This window comes from Pseudomonas frederiksbergensis (assembly GCF_017114915.1).
Taxonomy (GTDB): domain Bacteria; phylum Pseudomonadota; class Gammaproteobacteria; order Pseudomonadales; family Pseudomonadaceae; genus Aquipseudomonas; species Aquipseudomonas frederiksbergensis_I.
The window spans coordinates 118,833-137,708 of the sequence record NZ_JAAUOE010000010.1; the positions used below are offsets into that span (position 1 = coordinate 118,833).

At 60.8% G+C, this 18,876-nt stretch carries 15 protein-coding genes; 4 read left to right on the forward strand and 11 right to left on the reverse strand.

What is annotated here, in order from left to right; all coding sequences use genetic code 11:
- Positions 1-14: 14 nt before the first annotated feature.
- The 11 genes from HCU66_RS10340 to HCU66_RS10390 all read right to left on the reverse strand — a co-directional run bounded on the left by HCU66_RS10340 (position 15) and on the right by HCU66_RS10390 (position 14,658).
- Positions 15-710 carry an anaerobic ribonucleoside-triphosphate reductase activating protein gene (locus HCU66_RS10340; protein ID WP_205888388.1) on the reverse strand — a complete coding sequence of 232 codons (696 nt, stop codon included), beginning with the start codon at positions 708-710 and terminating at the stop codon, positions 15-17.
- The gene (gene nrdD, locus HCU66_RS27310) at positions 707-874 is read right to left on the reverse strand and encodes an anaerobic ribonucleoside-triphosphate reductase (RefSeq protein WP_205888389.1); all 168 of its coding nucleotides are present in this window, start codon (positions 872-874) and stop codon (positions 707-709) included. The genes HCU66_RS10340 and nrdD overlap by 4 nt, the downstream gene beginning before the upstream one ends.
- 32 nt (positions 875-906) lie before the next feature.
- Positions 907-2,922, reverse strand: a complete 2,016-nt coding sequence (locus tag HCU66_RS10350; RefSeq protein ID WP_205888390.1) for a ribonucleoside triphosphate reductase — start codon at positions 2,920-2,922, stop codon at positions 907-909.
- Between the two features lie 259 nt (positions 2,923-3,181).
- The gene (gene moaA, locus HCU66_RS10355) at positions 3,182-4,174 is read right to left on the reverse strand and encodes a GTP 3',8-cyclase MoaA (protein ID WP_205888391.1); all 993 of its coding nucleotides are present in this window, start codon (positions 4,172-4,174) and stop codon (positions 3,182-3,184) included.
- A 24-nt stretch (positions 4,175-4,198) separates the two neighbouring features.
- Entirely contained in the window at positions 4,199-5,155 is a 957-nt protein-coding gene (locus tag HCU66_RS10360; protein WP_205888392.1) for a peptidylprolyl isomerase, read from the reverse strand.
- Positions 5,156-5,165: 10 nt separating this feature from the next.
- Positions 5,166-5,846, reverse strand: a complete 681-nt coding sequence (gene narI, locus HCU66_RS10365; RefSeq protein WP_205888393.1) for a respiratory nitrate reductase subunit gamma — start codon at positions 5,844-5,846, stop codon at positions 5,166-5,168.
- Positions 5,839-6,594, reverse strand: coding sequence for a nitrate reductase molybdenum cofactor assembly chaperone (gene narJ / locus HCU66_RS10370; protein WP_205888394.1), 756 nt, complete (start codon positions 6,592-6,594; stop codon positions 5,839-5,841). Before narJ ends, narI begins: the two co-directional genes overlap by 8 nt.
- Positions 6,595-6,596: 2 nt before the next feature.
- Complete coding sequence (narH, locus tag HCU66_RS10375; protein WP_205888395.1) at positions 6,597-8,135, reverse strand: nitrate reductase subunit beta; 1,539 nt, start codon at positions 8,133-8,135, stop codon at positions 6,597-6,599.
- Between the two features lies 1 nt (position 8,136).
- Entirely contained in the window at positions 8,137-11,910 is a 3,774-nt protein-coding gene (locus tag HCU66_RS10380; RefSeq protein WP_205888396.1) for a nitrate reductase subunit alpha, read from the reverse strand.
- A 68-nt stretch (positions 11,911-11,978) separates the two neighbouring features.
- Entirely contained in the window at positions 11,979-13,376 is a 1,398-nt protein-coding gene (locus HCU66_RS10385) for a NarK family nitrate/nitrite MFS transporter (protein WP_205888397.1), read from the reverse strand.
- Positions 13,354-14,658, reverse strand: coding sequence for an MFS transporter (locus HCU66_RS10390; RefSeq protein ID WP_205888398.1), 1,305 nt, complete (start codon positions 14,656-14,658; stop codon positions 13,354-13,356). The genes HCU66_RS10385 and HCU66_RS10390 overlap by 23 nt, the downstream gene beginning before the upstream one ends.
- A gap of 305 nt (positions 14,659-14,963) precedes the next feature.
- Here HCU66_RS10390 and HCU66_RS10395 point away from each other — a divergent pair, with 305 nt between their 5' ends.
- From HCU66_RS10395 to HCU66_RS10410, 4 genes are all read left to right on the forward strand, one after another.
- A complete protein-coding gene (locus HCU66_RS10395; RefSeq protein WP_205888399.1) occupies positions 14,964-16,766 on the forward strand; it encodes a HAMP domain-containing protein in 1,803 nt (600 codons plus the stop codon).
- Entirely contained in the window at positions 16,763-17,410 is a 648-nt protein-coding gene (narL, locus tag HCU66_RS10400) for a two-component system response regulator NarL (RefSeq protein ID WP_205888400.1), read from the forward strand. Before HCU66_RS10395 ends, narL begins: the two co-directional genes overlap by 4 nt.
- Positions 17,411-17,496: 86 nt before the next feature.
- On the forward strand, positions 17,497-18,171 hold the full coding sequence (locus HCU66_RS10405) for a Crp/Fnr family transcriptional regulator (protein WP_205888401.1): 675 nt from the start codon (positions 17,497-17,499) through the stop codon (positions 18,169-18,171).
- Between the two features lie 74 nt (positions 18,172-18,245).
- Positions 18,246-18,626 carry a putative zinc-binding protein gene (locus HCU66_RS10410; protein ID WP_205888402.1) on the forward strand — a complete coding sequence of 127 codons (381 nt, stop codon included), beginning with the start codon at positions 18,246-18,248 and terminating at the stop codon, positions 18,624-18,626.
- The last annotated feature ends 250 nt before the right edge of the window (positions 18,627-18,876 follow it).

Sequence of the window (18,876 nt, forward strand, 5' to 3'; positions counted from 1 at the left end):
GTGCCCAGCCCCCATTACCCCCGTAACACGAAGACTGGAAACAACTCGCGCAGGGCCTCCCACAGCTCAGGCTGCAAGGCTTGCGCCGAAATGCCTGGCAGCAGCGGATCGAACATTCGCTCGGTGCGAACCAGTTGCACGGCAAAGCGTTTGACGCCCAGCGCGCTCAAGCGTTTTGCCAGGATCAGCAGACGCGCCGGCTCGAACAGATGCCAATGCACGGTGGTGCGGCATTCGTAGTCCACACCACTGGCCAGCAGATGCTCAAGACTGCGCCAGTTGGCCGTTCCGCTGCCCTCGACCCGGGTAATGGCCTGGCAATCCTCGGGCAACGCCTTGACATCGAAGCCGACCCAATCAGCACCGGTCAGTGCCTTGGCGAAGGCCGCAGGCTTGATGCCGGCGCTGTGCAAGCCAATGCGAAATCCCATCGCCCGCACTTCGTCCATGGCGCCGGGCAAGCCGTCCTGCAGGGTCGGCTCACCACCGCTGAACACCACGGCATCGAGCAGGTCCTGACGCCGTTGCAGAAACGCCAACACCCGCCGCCACTCCACTTCGTCAGTCCCACGAGGCGGAATCAGCTGCGGGTTATGGCAGTAACGACAACGCCAGGCGCAACCCTGGCAGAACAGCACGCAGGCGAGTTGTCCCGGATAGTCGATAGTGGTCAGGGGCACCATGCCCCCGACCCGAAGCATTCGACTCATTGGCGCCCGGCCGGTGTCGCGCATTCAGTGAAGTGCAGCCGTTCACGGTGCTCCGACTGTTTACCCGGATTGAACGCCGACACAGGGCGGTGATAGCCCATCACCCGGGTCCAGACTTCGCAGCGTTGACGTTGAGCCTGGGGCAGTGTTTGCGATGCAGTCATGGTGAAGCTCCTTGCGGTTGAGTGGATCGAAATCAATGAACGGTGCCGGCCTTCTGTTCTTGCAACAGCAGGACCTCGTCACATTTGGGGCAAAACTCATGCTCGCCATCGAGGTAGCCATGCACCGGGCAGATGGAGAAGGTCGGGGTCACGGTCAGGTATGGCAGGCGGAAACGTCCAAGGGCCTTGCGCACCAGTTGCTTGCAGGCCTGAGTCGATGAAATCCGCTCGGCCATGTACAGATGCAAAACCGTGCCGCCGGTGTATTTGCATTGCAGTTCGTCTTGAAGCTCCAGGGCCTCGAAGGGGTCTTCGGTATAGCCCACCGGCAGTTGCGAGGAGTTGGTGTAATACGGCGCCTGCGGGCTGCCGGCCTGGAGAATGTCGGGGTAGCGCTTGAGGTCTTCCTTGGCGAAGCGGTAGGTGGTGCCCTCCGCCGGTGTCGCTTCCAGGTTGTAGAGATGACCGGTTTCTTCCTGGAAACGCAGCAAGGTGGCGCGCACATGGTCCAGCAGATTCAGGGCAAACTGGCGGCCATGCTCGGTGTGCATGCCCTCCTCGTCGCCGGTGAAATTGCGCAGCATTTCATGCAGGCCATTGAGACCGATGGTGGAAAAATGGTTGCGCAAGGTGCCCAGGTAACGCTTGGTGTAAGGGTACAAACCGGCATCCATGTGGTGTTGAATGACTTTGCGCTTGACCTCCAGGCTCTCCATCGCCAGTTCCATCAGCGTGTCCAGGCGCCGCAACAAACCACTGGTGTTGCCCTTGAACACATAGCCCAGCCTCGCGCAGTTGATGGTCACCACGCCGAGCGATCCGGTCTGTTCCGCCGAACCGAACAAACCGCCGCCACGCTTGAGCAACTCGCGCACATCGAGCTGCAACCGACAACACATCGAACGCACCTGATTGGGCTGCATGTCCGAATTGAGGAAGTTCTGGAAGTACGGCAAACCGTAACGCGCCGTCATCTCGAACAGACGGTCGGCGTTTTCACTGTCCCAGGGAAAGTCATGGGTGATGTTGTAGGTCGGGATCGGAAAGGTGAACACTCGCCCCTTGGCATCGCCGGCCTGCATCACCTCGATGTATGCACGGTTGAGCAGGTCCATTTCGACTTGCAGATCGCCATAGGCAAACGGCATTTCCTCACCGCAGATGACAGGTATCTGCTCACGCAAATCCTGCGGGCAAACCCAGTCGAAGGTCAGGTTGGTGAACGGCGTCTGGGTGCCCCAGCGCGAGGGCACGTTGAGGTTGTAGATGAACTCCTGGATCGCCTGGCGGACCTCCTGATAACTCAGTTGGTCCTTGCGTACGTAAGGTGCCAGGTAGGTATCGAACGAGCTGAACGCCTGGGCGCCGGCCCATTCGTTTTGCAGGGTGCCGAGGAAATTCACCATTTGCCCCAGGGCACTGCTCAAGTGCTTCGGCGGACCGGCTTCGACCCGCCCCGGCACGCCGTTGAGCCCTTCGTGCAACAGGGTGCGTAGCGACCACCCGGCGCAGTAACCGGCGAGCATGTCCAGGTCGTGCACATGCAAATCCGCCTCGCGGTGGGCCTGGCCGATGGCTTCGCTGTATACCTCGTCCAGCCAGTAGTTGGCGGTGACCTTGCCCGACACGTTCAACACCAGTCCGCCCAGGGAGTAGCCCTGATTGGCGTTAGCCTGGACCCGCCAGTCTTCACGGTCCAGGTACTCATTCATCGAAGTCGCCACCTCGACCATGGTCCGGCGGTCGCGGCGCAAACGCCCGTGCTGTTCGCGGTAGACGATGTAGGCACGCATGGCGAAGAAAAAACCGGCGTCCATCAATACTCGTTCGACCCGATCCTGGATCTGCTCGACGTGCAGCCTTGGCAGCCCTTCCAGCCGGGCCAGCACGGCCTGAAGCAACCCCTCAACCTCAACCTCGGTGTACTCCCCTGTCGCCTTGCCGGCGGCGATCAACGCCTGGCGGATCTTGTCCGCATCGAAGGCGACCAGACTGCCATCGCGTTTGTGCAAGCGGTTACATCCCACTGAGATCAGCGTGCTCTGCATTTGGCCTCCAGATACTACATATAGATGTTCAGACACAAACAAACACAACATGCAGTGAAGACTACGGACAAAGCGCTGTTCTGCAATTGATCGACGTCAAGAATCGCTGGTGAAAAAACACTGTGGCCAACGAAGACTAAATGTAGGAGCGAGCTTGCTCGCGAAGGCGGTCTATCAGTCAAAATTGATGTCGACTGACACTCCGCCTTCGCGAGCAAGCTCGCTCCTACGTTGGATTTGTTGTGTTTTACAGATCAGTTCAACCGCCGCTCATGTTCATGAACCGCACAATCTGCACCTCCCCTTCGGGGTTGAAGTCGTGGCGCAACGGCTTGCCGCGCAAGGCCTTTTGCACCGCATTGATCAGCGGTTTGTCGTCCAGCGGATAGCGCCGCAGCAATCCGCGCAAATCCAGCGCGTCTTCCTGGCCGAGACAGAGCAACAGCTTTCCTTCCACGGTCATTCGCACCCGGTTACAGGTGCCACAGAAGTTATGACTGTTGGGTGAGATGAAACCGATCCGGGTCTCGGGATGGCGCTCCAGGCGAACATAGCGCGCCGGCCCGCCGCTGTTTTCAGTGCTGTCGAGCAACCGGTGATCGCTGGCGATCAGCGCCCGGACCTCATCGCTGGAACAAAACGACTCGCCCCGGGAACGCCCGACATCACCCAAGGGCATTTCTTCAATGAAACTGATGTCGATGCGCTGATCGATGGCGTATTGCACCAACGCCGGGACTTCATCGAAGTTGCGCCCTTTCATCACCACGCAGTTGAGTTTGATCCGCTCGAATCCCGCATCCCGCGCCGCCTCAATGCCGCCCAGCACCTGATCGAGATCGCCGTTGCGGGTGATCGCCCGAAACCTTTGCCCGTCGAGGCTATCGAGGCTGATGTTCATCCGCTTGACCCCCGCCTCCGCCAACGGCCGGGCCAGACGGCCCAGCTGCGAGCCGTTGCTGGTCATCACCAGTTCGCGCAAACCGGGCAGCGCGGCGATGTGGCGGCACAGCTCGACAATCCCCGGACGAATCAGCGGCTCGCCGCCGGTCAGACGGATTTTGCGTACGCCCAACCCGACGAACAGCGTTGCCAGGCGCTGCAACTCTTCCAGCGTGAGCACCTGCTGACGCGGCAGGAAGGTCATGTTTTTCGCCATGCAATACACACAGCGAAAATCACAACGGTCCGTCACCGACATCCGCAGATAATCGATCTGCCGCCCAAAACCATCCTGCATCACAGCGTTCATCACATCTCCCGGTTTGCCCGATGTTCACTGCACCAGCGGTGAGTCGGCGCCCTGCAAGCGGATGCCGCGAATATCCGCCGCACCGATCAGGGTTTGCAGGTATTGCACCAGGGCTTTTTGCCAGACGCCCTGCTGCAACTGCGTGCGGATCGACGTCGACACCACTTCATAGGGCAGCGGCATGCCTTCGATCCGCTGATCGACACTGACCACGTGCCAGCCGTAACGGCTTTCCAGCGGTTTGCCGGCCAGCCCCGGTGCCAGGGTGAACAACTGACGCTCCAGTTCGGGCACGGTCTGGCCCTTGCTGATCTGCCCCAGGGAACCGCCTTGGGCCTTCGACGGGCAGGCCGAATATTTCAGCGCCAGCTCGGCGAAGCTGCCGGGCAAATCCGCCAGCCGCTGCAACAGGGTTTCGGCCTGGGCATGCGCCAGCGCGCGGGCCTCGGCGTCGTCCGGCGCGCATTCGAGCAGGATGTGCCGCACCGCCAGTAACGGCGCGCTGTGGAAGCGCCCGCGATTGTTTTCGTAGTAGCGCAGACTGGTTTGCTCGTCGCACTGCGGCACGTGGACCTCGCGCTCAAGCAACAAGCGCGTGGCCGCTTCTTCTGCGTTCTCGCCAGGGCCAATCTCCAGCGACAGGCCGAGTTCGGCAATACGCTGCTGCAACAACTCGCGGATCACCAGCGCCCGGGCCGCCAGGTACACCGCTTCCTCGCGGCTCTCGGCCGGATGATATTGCAGCTCCTGGGCCATTGCTTCCGGGGTGATCGGCACCTGGTTGACGCTGATGATCGGCCACTCCTGCTCGCTGCTGGCGATCAACTGCGCCGGGGCCTCCTCGGCAGCCGCCGGCTCGACCGGCAGTGCTTCAAACTGCGCGATGTCGACAACGTCCGGCACCGCAGCCTCTGCTTGTTTGGAAGAGCCGCAACCACCGCTGCCGCCGTTACCACCACCACATCCACATCCACCTGACATGATTGTCTCCTCAGATTTTCTGCCGAACGATTTGATAACGGCGTCCCAGGTACCAGACCGGTGCACTGACGATGTGCACGAGACGGGTGAAGGGGAACAGCACGAACAGGGTCAGACCGAGAAACACGTGCAGCTTGTAGGTCAGCCCGACCGGCGCAATGGACGCCGCTGCTTCCAACGGCCGCAACAGCACGGTGTTCTGCGCCCAGTTGGCGAGCATCACCATCACCGAGCCGTCCATGTGGCCGGTGGACGCGACGATCGTCAGCAGACCCAGCAGCAACTGCGCCAGCAGCACCAGCAGAATCAGGATGTCCGAACGGCTGGAAGTGGCACGTACCCGAGGATCAGTCAGCCGCCGGTTGACCAGCATCAGCAGGCCGATCAGGCACAACAGGCCGAAGAACCCGCCGGACACCATCGCCAGCAACTGCTTGTTCTCGGTACTGATCACATGGTGATAGACCGACGCCGGGGTCAGCAGGCCGACGAAATGCCCGGCCAGCACGAACAGCACACCGATGTGAAACAAGTTGCTCGCCACGCGCATGCCGCTCTGATTGAGCATCTGGCTGGAGCCAGCCTTCCAGGTGTACTGCGACAGATCGAAGCGTGCCCAGCTGCCAACCAGGCAAATCATCAGGGCTACATAGGGATAGATCCCGAACAACAACAGGTTCCATTTAGACATTACCCACCTCCTGGGCCGGCACGGCGGCCGGCCCTTCATGCTGAAAATCCACCCAGTGCAACGGCACCGCGCTTTCTTCCCGGGCCTTGCCCGGTGCGCTTGGCAGTGAGCCGCAGCGCTCCTGTTGTTCGGCCTTGAGGAAATCCACGGCCTCCTCTTCCCAGATCTTGTCGAGGGCTTCGAGGGAGTCGTCGCGCACCTCGGCGGCGACCTGCTCACGCAGATCGGCCACGGCCTGATGCGGCTCCGCCCCGGCAATCTGCAGCAGCGCCCGGAAGCAACTGGCGTAGGCGCTTTCACGCTCCTCCAGACGCGCCGCGAGCAGGGCCAGCAAGTGCGAAACATCCGCCAGGCCCTCCCGGGCCTCGTCGTCTTCGCGGGTGGACAGGAACTCCAGGTACAGCGGGATATAGTCCGGCAGCTCCTTGACGCCGATGGCAAAACCGGCGGCTTCGTATTGCGCCATCATGTCGACCATCGCCTGGCCACGATCGCGGGATTCGCCATGGACATGCTCGAACAGCAGCAGCGACAGCGAGCGACCCCGACCGAACAACGCACCGTAGTGCTCCTGCCCGTCCATCAGGTCATTGGCGCAGATCAGCTCCAGCAATTCGAACAATGCACCGCGCTGTTTCGGGCTGATTTCCCGGGACTGGATAATCGCCTGCTCCAGTTCGTCGCGCCCGGCAATCAAGGTTTGGGTCGGGTAGTCGAGCAGCAACGAAATCACTTTGAGAATTTGCATGCTCACTCCTCCCACAACTGGACGGTTTTCAGAACGTCGCGGCGGTTGGCTTTCTTCGCACCGAACATGTTGGTGTCGGAGCTGCCGCTGCAGCCGCTGCCGAAACTGAAGCCGCAACCGGAACGCTCGGCAAAGGCGTCGCTCATGGCGTCTTCACGGTGGGCACTGGGCACCACGAAACGATCTTCGTAGTTGGCGATCGCCAGGTAGCGATACATCTCCTCGACCTGCGTCACGCTCAAGCCGACATCCTTGAGCACTTGCAGGTCCTGAACGCCATCGACTTGCTCGGAACGTTTGTAGGCGCGCATCGCCAGCAAGCGTTTAAGCGCACGTTTGACCGGTTTTTCGTCGCCGGCGGTCAGCAGGTTGGCCAGGTAACGCAACGGAATACGCAGGCTGTCGACGTCCGGGATCACCCCGTTCATGCCGACGGTGCCCGCCTCGGCCGCGTTCTGGATCGGCGACAGCGGCGGTACGTACCAGACCATCGGCAAGGTGCGATATTCCGGGTGCAGCGGCAGTGCGAGTTTCCAGTCCACGGCCATTTTGTAGACTGGCGAACGTTGCGCCGAATCGATCACCGATTGCGGCACGCCGTCGGCCAGGGCCTGACGAATCACCGCCGGGTCATGCGGATCGAGGAAGATCTCCAGTTGTTTTTCGTACAGGTCCTGCTCATTGGCGGTGCTCGCCACTTCGCTGATGCGGTCGGCGTCATACAGCAACACGCCGAGGTAACGGATGCGCCCGACGCAGGTTTCGGCGCAGACGGTCGGCATGCCGGCTTCGATCCGCGGGTAGCAGAAAATGCACTTCTCGGATTTGCCGCTTTTCCAGTTGAAGTAGATTTTCTTGTACGGGCAGCCGCTGATGCACATCCGCCAGCCACGGCATTTTTCCTGGTCGATCAGGACGATGCCGTCTTCTTCACGCTTGTAGATCGCGCCGCTCGGGCACGACGCCGCGCACGCCGGGTTGAGGCAGTGCTCGCACAGGCGCGGCAGGTACATCATGAACGTGTTTTCGTACTCGCCGTAGATGTCCGCCTGGATCTTGTCGAAGTTCTTGTCCTTGCGACGCTTGGCGAATTCGGTGCCGAGGATTTCTTCCCAGTTCGGGCCCCACTCGATTTTCTCCATGCGCTTGCCGGAGATCAGCGAGCGCGGACGCGCAACCGGCTGGTGCTCGCCCAGTGGTGCGGTGTGCAGGTGCTGGTAATCGAAGTCGAACGGCTCGTAGTAGTCGTCCAGGCTCGGCAGGTCCGGGTTGGCGAAAATGTTCGCCAACACGCGGAATTTGCCGCCGATGCGCGGGTTGATCGAACCATTGGCATTGCGGATCCAGCCGCCCTTCCACTTGTCCTGGTTCTCCCATTCTTTCGGGTAGCCGATGCCGGGTTTGGTTTCAACGTTGTTGAACCAGGCGTATTCCATGCCTTCACGGCTGGTCCAGACGTTTTTGCAAGTGATCGAGCAGGTGTGGCAGCCGATGCATTTGTCCAGGTTCAGGACCATGCCGATTTGTGAGCGAATCTTCATCTCAGTTCTCCTCGATGTCGGTCGGCAGTGGACGCGGCAAGGCATCGCCGTCTGTGCCATCGAGCCAGTCAACTTTGGACATTTTGCGCACCACGACAAACTCGTCGCGGTTGCAACCGACGGTGCCGTAGTAGTTGAAACCGTAGGCCTGCTGGGCATAGCCGCCGATCATGTGGGTGGGCTTGAGCACCACGCGGGTCACCGAGTTGTGGTGGCCGCCACGGGTCTTGGTGGTCTGCGCACCGGGCACGTTCACGATCCGTTCCTGGGCGTGGTACATGATCACCATGCCGTCCTTGACGCGCTGGCTGACCACCGCACGGGCGGTCAATGCACCGTTGGCGTTGAAGCACTCGACCCAGTCGTTGTCCTCGATGTTCGCGCTCTTGGCGTCGTTCTCCGAGAGCCAGACAATCGGGCCGCCACGGCTCAAGGTGAGCATCAGCAGGTTGTCGGTGTAGGTACTGTGGATACCCCATTTCTGGTGCGGGGTGATCCAGTTCAGGACGATTTCAGTCTCGCCATTGCCGCGCTTGCCTTTCACCCCGGCGATGGTCCGGGTGTTGACCGGTGGCCGGTAGTTCATGAACTGCTCGCCGAACGCCTGCATCCACGGGTGATCCTGGTAGAACTGCTGGCGACCGGTGATGGTGCGCCATGGGATGTCTTCATGGACGTTGGTGTAGCCGGCGTTGTAGCTGACGTGTTCGTCCTCGAGCCCCGACCAGGTCGGGCTGGAAATGATCTTGCGCGGCTGCGCCTGAATGTCGCGGAAACGAATCGCTTCGTGGGCTTTCGACAGCGCCAGGTGGCTGTGGTCGATGCCGGTGAATTCCGACAACGCCGCCCAGGCCTTGACCGCCACATGGCCGTTGGTTTCCGGCGCCAGGGACAGGATCACTTCTGCGGCATCGATGGCCGTGTCGATTTTCGGCCGACCCTGGCTGATACCCGCAGCCCCTTCGCGATGATTGAGCTCACCGAGGAATTTCACTTCCTTGTCGGTGTTCCAGTTGATGCCCTTGCCGCCGTTGCCGTGTTTCTCCAGCAATGGACCCAGCGAGGTGAACTGCTTGTAGATGTTGGTGTAATCACGCTCTACCACTTGCAGGTTCGGCGCGTTCTTGCCCGGCACCGGGGCCACCCCGGCGGTTTTCCAATCGGTGCCGCCAAACGGTTGGGCCAGTTCGCCCACGCTGTCGTGCATCAACGGCACGGTCACCAGGTCCTTCTCGACGCCCAGGTGTCCTTCGGACATGGCGGAAAATGCCTTGGCGATGCCTTTGTAGATCTCCCAGTCGGAACGCGATTCCCACGCCGGGTCGATCGCAGCCGACAACGGGTGAATGAACGGGTGCATGTCCGAGGTGTTCATGTCGTCTTTTTCGTACCAGGTCGCGGTCGGCAACACGATGTCGGAATAGACGCAGGTTGAGGACATGCGGAAGTCCAGGGTGGTGACCAGATCGAGCTTGCCGATGGCGCCCTCGTCCACCCATTCGGCTTCTTCGGGCTTGCAATCGCCGACCTGACCGATGTCTTCGTTCATCACCCCGTTCTTGGTGCCCAGCAAGTACTTGAGCATGTACTCGTGGCCCTTGCCCGAGGAGCCCAGCAGGTTGGAACGCCAGATGAACATGTTGCGCGGGAAGTTGACCGGGCTGTCCGGCTGTTCGCAGGCAAAACGCAGCGAACCGTCCTGCCACGACTTGACCACGTAGTCTTTGGGGTCCATGCCGGCGGCGGCAGCATCGCGGCAGATGTTCAGCGGGTTGGTGTTGAGTTGCGGAGCGCTGGGTAACCAGCCGGCCCGTTCGGCGCGGATGTTGTAGTCCAGCGCATGTTCGGGGAATTGCGACTTGTCGGCCAATGGCGAGAGCACATCGTGCATGCTCATCTTCTCGTGGCGCCATTGCGAACTGTGGGCGTAGAAGAAGCTGGTGCCGTTCATCTGGCGTGGCGGACGGTTCCAGTCCAGGCCGAAGGCCAGGGGCAACCAGCCGCATTGCGGACGCAGTTTTTCCTGGCCGACGTAGTGCGCCCAACCACCACCGGTCTGACCGACACACCCGCAGAGCATGAGCATGTTGATCAGCCCGCGGTAGTTCATGTCCATGTGGTACCAGTGGTTCATCGCCGCGCCGACGATGATCATCGAGCGACCACGGGTCTTGTCGGCGTTGTCGGCAAATTCACGGGCGATCTGGATGGCTTTCTCGCGGCTCACGCCAGTGATCTGCTCCTGCCAGGCCGGGGTGCCAGGTACGCTTGCGTCGTTGTAATCCTTGGCAACGTTAGCGCCACCCAGGCCACGATCGATCGCCAGGTTGGCGGCCGACAGGTCGAACACGGTGGCCACTTTGGCCACGCTGCCGTCCGCCAGCACCACGCTGTGCACCGGTACGCGGCGGTATTGCACGGCATCGCCGGCCACGTGCTGGAAGTGCTCTTGCGATTCACCGGCAAAGTACGGGAACGCCACTTCGGCGACGTCTTCACCGATCAGACTGAGTTTCAGGTCGATCTCACGACCTTCGCCGCCCTCGCGAGGCAGGATGTTCCACTTGCCCTTCTCGCCCCAGCGATAACCGATGGAGCCCTGCGGCGACACCAGCTCGCCGTTGGCATCCAGGGCGATGGTTTTCCATTCCGGGTTGTTGTCCTGGCCCAGGTTGTCGGTCAGGTCACTGGCGCGCAGGAAACGGTCGGGCTGGTAACCGGCGCCCGGTGCCACATCGGCCATTGGCTTGAGCAGTACCAGCACCGGCAAGTCGGTGTAGCGCTTGGCGTAGTCGGTGAAATAGGCGCTCGGCTTGTCCAGGTGGAATTCTTTGAAGATCACATGGTTGAACGCCTGGGCCAGCGCCGCGTCGGTACCCTGTTTAGGGTTGAGCCACAGGTCGGTGAGCTTGGCGACTTCCGAGTAGTCCGGGGTGATCGCCACGGTCTTGGTGCCCTTGTAGCGAACTTCGGTGAAGAAGTGCGCGTCGGGGGTACGGGTCTGCGGAACGTTGGAGCCCCAGGCAATGATGTAGTTGGAGTTGTACCAGTCGGCCGATTCCGGCACGTCGGTCTGCTCGCCCCACACCATCGGCGAGGCTGGAGGCAAGTCGCAGTACCAGTCGTAGAAGCTCAGGCAGGCGCCACCGATCAGCGAGAGGTAACGCGCGCCGGCGGCGTAGCTGACCATCGACATCGCAGGGATTGGCGAGAAGCCGACGACCCGGTCGGGGCCGTACGTCTTGATGGTGTAGACGTTGGACGCGGCAATGATCTCGTTAACTTCCTCCCAGCTCGAACGAATGAAGCCACCCATGCCGCGCTTGCTTTTATACGAGTCAGCCTTGGCCTTGTTCTCGACGATGCTGGCCCAGGCTTCGACAGGCGCCATGGTCAGGCGCGCCTCACGCCAGAGCTTGAGCAACGGCTTGCGGATTTTCGGGTACTTGAGCCGGTTGGCGCTGTAGATGTACCAACTGTAACTGGCGCCACGCGGGCAACCACGGGGTTCATGGTTAGGCAGATCGTTGCGGGTACGCGGGTAGTCGGTCTGCTGGGTTTCCCAGGTGATCAGGCCGTTCTTGACGTAGATTTTCCACGAGCAGGAGCCGGTGCAGTTCACCCCGTGGGTGGAACGCACGATCTTGTCGTACTGCCAGCGCGAACGGTAGACGTTCTCCCAATCGCGAGACTCCTTGCGGGTCTCTCCATGGCCGTCGGAAAACTCGTTTTGCTTGCGATTGAAAAACCGCAGTTGATCCAGTAAATGACTCACGGTGTGTCCTCTCAGGCTTGCTGCGGGGTTCTGTGCCCCGCCCACGCAATGGTTGGATTCGGGTCGGCTTAGCAGGGGGTTGCGGCGCCTTTGCGGGCGTACCACCACCAGGTCACGACGATGCAGCTCAGGTAAAAACCGACGAACATGTAGAAGGCCATCTCCGGGCCGCCGGTGTGGGCCATCGAAGTGCCGAAGGATTTGGGAATGAAGAACGCACCGAAGGCGCCCATGGCCGAACTGAAGCCCAGGACGGCGGCCGATTCTTTGCCGGCATCCTTGAGCGCCTGTTCGCGCACCGCTGGTGGTTTTCCGGCAGCGGCTTTTTCGTGCTGGGTGCGGAAGATCACCGGGATCATCCGGAAGGTGGAACCGTTGCCCACGCCCGTGGTGATGAACAGCAGCATGAACAGGCCGAGAAAGCCGTAGAAGCTACCGCCGTGGCCGTCCTTGGGGAGAAAGTGAAGAACGCCGAACACCATCACGATCATCAACACGAAGTTCCACAAGGTCACTTTCGCGCCGCCGAGTTTGTCCGCCAGCCAGCCGCCCAATGGACGTACCAGCGCACCGACCAACGGGCCGAGGAAGGCGAATTTCAAGGCGATGACGTCAGGAAAGGAGGTTTTGATCAGCAGCGGAAACGCGGCGGAAAAGCCAATGAACGAACCGAAGGTCGCCAGGTACAACCAGCACATCAGCCAGTTGTGTTTGCGCTTGAAGATCACCGCCTGCTCGCTGAACGAGGCCCGGGCGCTGGACAGGTCATTCATGCCGAACCAGGCCAGCACCGTCACCAGGACAATGAACGGCACCCAGATGAACCCGGCGTTTTGCAGCCACAACTGGCCGCCGTCCGGCAGTGCTTGCGGCGAACCGCCTATGAAGCCGAACACACCGAAGGTCATCACCAGCGGCACACAGAACTGCATCACCGAGACGCCCAGGTTGCCCAGCCCGGCATTGAGGCCCAAGGCTGTGCCCTGCTGGGACTTGGGATAGAAGAAGCTGATGTTGGACATGCTCGAGGCAAAGTTGCCGCCACCAAAACCGCAGAGCAAGGCAATCAACACGAACACGCTATAGGAGGTAGTCGGGTCCTGCACGGCGAAGCCCATCCAGATCGATGGCAACAGCAGCGACGCGGTGCTCAGGGCGGTCCAGCGCCGGCCACCGAAGATCGGCACCATAAAGGAATAGAAAATCCGCAGGGTCGCTCCGGACAGCCCCGGCAACGCCGCCAGCCAGAACAGTTGGTCGGTGGTGAAGTTGAAGCCGATGGCGTTCAACCGCACAATCACCGTGCTCCAGACCATCCACACCGCAAAGGCCAACAACAGCGCTGGAATGGAAATCCACAAGTTGCGCGTGGCGGTCTGTTTGCCGCTACTCCCCCAGAACGCGGGGTCCTCGGGGCGCCAGTCATGAATGACCGGGCCTTTGTCAGGCGTTTGCAGAACGGACATGTTCTTCTCCTTGGGCAATGCTGGAAATCGGGGACGGGGTCAGCAGCGGCTCTTTACCAAGCACCGGGCTTTTGCGTATTTCGCTGAAGTACATCCAGGTGAGGGAGACCCAGACCACGCCGTACATCAACATGAAGCAGGAAGAGCGCACGCCGGTGAGGTCCACCAGGGCGCCGAACAGGATCGGCAGCACGAAACCGCCCAGGCCACCCGCCAGGCCGACGATGCCGGACACCGCGCCCATGTTTTTCGGGTAGTCGTTGGCGATGTACTTGAAAACCGAGGCCTTGCCGAACGCGAAGGCGATGCCCATGACGAACAGCAGCACGGTGAACAGCGCGGGGCTCAGGCCAATGTGGAAATTCAACGGGCCGTCGATGGTCTGCACTTGCAGTTGGGTCTGGGGATACGAGAGCAGGAACAGGCAGATCCAGCTGACCCACAACACCCACCAGGTCACGCTTTGCGCGCCCCAGCGATCCGACATCCAGCCGCCGACGGCACGCAGCACGCCTCCGGGCAGGGAAAAACAGGCCGCCAGCAGCGCGGCGCTTTGCAGGCTGAAACCGTATTCCTGTACGTAGTACTTGGTCATCCACAGGGCCAGGGCCACGTAGCCACCGAAGACAATCGAGTAGTACTGGCAGTAGCGCCACACCGCAGGATCCTTCAACGCCCTCAGTTGCTCACGCAAACTGGCGCCCGAGGCACTGCGATGGCCCTTGTCTTCTGAAGTCAGGAACCAGAACAGCAGCGCGGTGATAAACAGGATGGCGCTGAAGACTTTCGGCACCAGGTGCCAGCTGCCGGCAGCGATCAGCGCCGGGGCCAGGAATTTGGTCACCGCCGACCCGGCGTTACCGGCACCGAAGATGCCCATGGCAAAGCCCTGGTTCTCCTTGTCGAACCATTTGGCGACGTAGGCAATCCCCACCGAAAACGAGCCGCCGGCCAGGCCGACGAACAAACCCAGCACCAGGAACTGCCAGTAGGCGGTGGCGTGGCTGATCAAATACAGCGGCGCGACGCAGACCAGCATCAGCAGGAAGAACACACTGCGCCCGCCAAAGCGGTCGGTCAGCAAACCCAGCGGCAAACGCACCAGCGAGCCGGTCAGCACCGGGGTCGCGGCCAGCAGGCCGAATTGGGTTTCGTTGAGCTGGAGCAGTTCCTTGATCGGCACTCCGAGCACGGCAAACATCATCCAGACCATGAAGCACACCGTGAAGGCCAGCGTGCTCATGCCCAGCACCAAGCCTTGTCGTACACGCGGTTGGGTCACAAATGCTCTCCCGTCAGTTAGCCATGCCGGCAGACTAGAGAGGCAAACCCCGCAAAAACTTGACCCATATCAACGAAGCCCATGGGTCCCCAAGCCTATGCTTGCACTGCCTACCTCCAAGGAGGTAGTCCAATAAAAGCTTAAAACCCTTTATTTATCAGCTTGTTAAGGATTTAAGCCGACGCTTTTGCTGACAAGGAACTGTCGACAACTCTTTAGAGGTAGCGCGCCCTGGATGGGCGGCAAAACCCGACGCTGGAACTTTGCATGCTCTGTTTTCTGATCGTTTTCCCGGACCTGCGCCGATGATCCGCTGGTTGCGCAGCTCCCTGCCCGCTCGCGCCGGGCTGGCGGTGATCCTGATCGCCGTGCTGGCGCTCGCCAGTTCATTGAGCGCCGGGCTGATTGCCTGGTTCAGCCAGGGCGATGCCGCCGCCATCAACACTGCAGGCTCGGTACGCATGGAGACCTATCACCTGAGCTGGAAACTCGCCGCCGGCGCCACCGGCGAAGAAATCGCAACCATCACCGACAGCCTGCAATACCGCTTGAACAGCCACTCGCTCAAGGCAGTATTGGAAGATGGCCCGACCACCGCCCTGCAAATCAGTTACGGGCAAATCCAGCAACGCTGGAGCGAGGATTTGCGTCCGGCCTTGGATCGCGGCGATGCAGCGGCCTTTCAAGCCCAGGCCCTGCCCTTCGTTGAGCAACTGAACCAGTTCGTCAATCTGTTGCAGCGCCAAAGCGAACAAAAGCAAGGCTGGCAACAGGCGATCCAGGGCCTGGCCCTGTTCACCACCATGATTGTCCTGTTGCTCGGGCTCTACGAACTGCAGTACGGCGTTGTCACCCCTTTAAAGGAGTTGGTGGATGCAACCCAGCGCTTTCGTCGCGGCGACTTCAAGGTGCGGGTCAACCATCAGTCCGAGGACGAACTGGGCCAGTTAGCCATGAGCTTCAACACCATGGCCGAGACGATCGAAGAGTCGCATCGCACCCTGGAAAGTCAGGTCCGGCAAAAAACCCTGAACCTGCAACAAGCCAATGCCGCCCTGGAGCTTCTGTATCAAAGCAGCCGAAGCCTGGCCACACGCCTGGCCAATGCCGAAGGCCTGGATGAGTTGATCCGCCGCTTCCAGCAACGCCTGCCCGGCTTGCGCCTGTCGCTGTGTCTGCAGGGGCAGCTGCAGGCACCGGCCCAGCAGTTGCTCGCCCTGCATGGCGCGAACATCCGGGAAGTCTGCGCCAGTAGCGACTGCGCCACGTGCCAGCGACATCCTAAAACCAACCCGCAAATCTTCAGCATCAGCAACCAGGGCAGTGAACTGGGTGAGCTCAAGGCGCACTTTGTCGACGGGCACCCCATGCAAGCCTGGGAAACCCAACTGATCCAGGCCCTGGCCAATCTGATCGGCACCTCACTCTCGCTCAAGCGTCAACGGGAACAGGATCATCGCCTGCTGCTGCTCGAAGAACGCACGATCATCGCCCGCGAACTGCACGATTCACTGGCCCAGGCCCTGTCCTACATGAAGCTGCAAGTCAGCCGCATGCAGACCTTGATGCGCCGGGGCGAACCGGTCCAGACCCTGGAAACCGTCACCGCCGAATTGCGCGAGGGACTGAACAATGCCTATCGCCAGTTGCGCGAGTTGCTGACCACGTTTCGCTTGCAGATTCACGACGCGGGACTGGTACAGGAACTCAAGGACACGGCCGAGGAGTTTTCCCGTCGCGGAGAATTTCAGGTGCACCTGCACGTCGACACGCTGGCCTTCCAGCTATCGGCCAGCGAACAAATCCACATTCTGCAGATCACCCGCGAGGCGCTCTCCAACTGCCTGCGCCATGCCCATGCGCAAAACGCCTGGCTACAACTGCGCCAGGACGGCGAGACCGTCAGGTTGTCGGTCGAAGACGACGGGCGTGGATTCAGCGGCAACGTCGATCAACGCGAACACCATGGCCTGAACATCATGGATGAGCGGGCTCGCAGCCTGCGCGGCCAGCTGCAGATATTTTCCAGGGAGCCCCAAGGCACCCGTGTCCAACTGGAATTCCACCCGGAATTTCTCGGGCAGCAAACAGAAGGTAGCGCCACATGAACCCGTCCCCGCAACACAAAATCCTGCTGGTAGACGATCACCCGATGATGCGTCACGGCATTCGTCAGATGCTCGAACTCGAAGATGATTTCCTGATCGTCGGCGAAGCCAGCCAGGGTGAAGAAGCACTCAGCCTGATCGAGCCGCTGCAACCGGATCTGGTCCTGCTCGATAACAACATGCCGCAAATGAATGGCATCGAAACCCTGCGCCGATTGCGGGCGATGCACTACACCGGCAAGGTGCTGCTGTTCACCGTGTCGGACGCCGAAGACGATATTCGCGACGCCCTGCGCCTGGATGCCGACGGCTATCTGCTCAAGGACATGGAGCCCGAACTGTTGATTCAGTACATCCGAGATGCCTTGAACGGCGTCCTGGTGATCAGCCCGGGCCTGACCCAAGTCATGGCGCAGGCGCTGCGGGCACCTGCGCGTCAGGCGGTGGTGGAACTGACCGAGCGTGAGCGTCAGGTGCTGAAAACCATCGCCAGCGGCTTCAGCAACAAGGTCATCGGGCACAAATTGGGCATCACCGAAGGAACGGTCAAGGTCCATGTGAAAAACCTGCTGCACAAACTCGGTTTGCGCTCGCGGGTAGAGGCGGCAGTGTGGGCCATGGAGCATCTGCGCAATGCGGGCTGACAGGCATCCCTCCTTGGAGGTAGGCCTGTAGAGGCATAGGTCATCGGGCCCGCGCTCTCTACTATGACGGTCAGCGGAGGTACGCCATGCTGACCCACCCTTCCATCGTTTTAACGTTGCGCCGTCATCATCTGTTCAGCCAACTGCCGGAGAAAGTCTTCGAAGAAGTCTGCAGCCTGGCCATGCTCAAACGCCTGAGTTGTCATGGCACGCTCATGCATCAAGGGGATCCGGCCAGGCGTTTTTTCCTGCTGGTCAGTGGCCAGGTCAAATTGTACCGGCTCACCGGCGAAGGCCAGGAAAACCTGGTGGAGATCATTCAGCCCGGCCAGACTTTTGCCGAAGCTTTGTTATTCAGCCAGGCGCGTCTGTATCCGGTGAGCGCCACCGCACTGAAGGACAGCGTGCTGGTAAGTATCGACGGCAACCATTACCGCAATGCCCTGGAGGACCAGCCGAAAGTCTGCCTGGCCATCCTGGCGAGCATGAGCGTTCACCTGCACCTGCGTCTGCGCGACATCGATACCTTGACCATGGCCAGTGCCACCCGCCGGGTGATCAATTTCCTGTTCCAGGAACGCCACCCGGTGACCGGCCAGATTGTCTTGCAGGTGTCCAAGCGCCTGGTGGCGTCGAAGCTGGGGATTCAACCGGAAACCTTTTCGCGGATATTGCATCGCCTGGTGGAAAGCGGACTGATCGCCATGGAACGGCGCCATATCAGCATCCTCGCGGAAGAAGAACTGGCGGCTTTCCAATAGCCGGAATTGACCGTCATCAAGGCGCGATACCACGGGTCTTGCACACTGACAGAGCCCATCCACGGAGAGTGCAAATGCCCCATTCAACCCTGCCTTTGGTTTACTCCTGCTCAGGTTGCTCCAACGTCGCCCAACTGGCCAACACCCTGGCCGTGCGGCTGGACCGCAGTGGCCTGGCCGAAATGTCCTGCATCGTTGGTGTCGGCGGGCATGTGGCAGCGCTGGTCAACAAAGCGCGCTCGGGACGGCGGATCTTCGCGCTGGACGGCTGCCCCCTGCAATGTGTTGAAAACTGCCTCAAGCAGCATGGCCTGCATGCGGATGTGCACCTGATTCTCAGCCATTACGGGCTGCGCAAACGCTATGGCGAGGACTGCACACAGGCGCAGAGTGATGAGTTGTTTGAAGGGATCAGGCGGTTGATTGCCAGCGAGCCCCACACAAATCACCTGTAGGAGCGGGCTTGCCCGCGAAGGCGGTGTGTCAGTCAACATCAATGTTGTATGGGCCGGCCCCTTCGCGGGCAAGCCCGCTCCTACGGGTGATTTGTGTCAGTCACCCCGCCGCCAGGCCCTTCCCTGCCCGCTCCAGATGGCGCCACAGCCAAACCGGCAAGCCAGCCCCAGTTCGGATTGATTGCCAGTGAGCCCCACACAAATCACCTGTAGGAGCGGGCTTGCCCGCGAAGGCGGTGTGTCAGTCAAC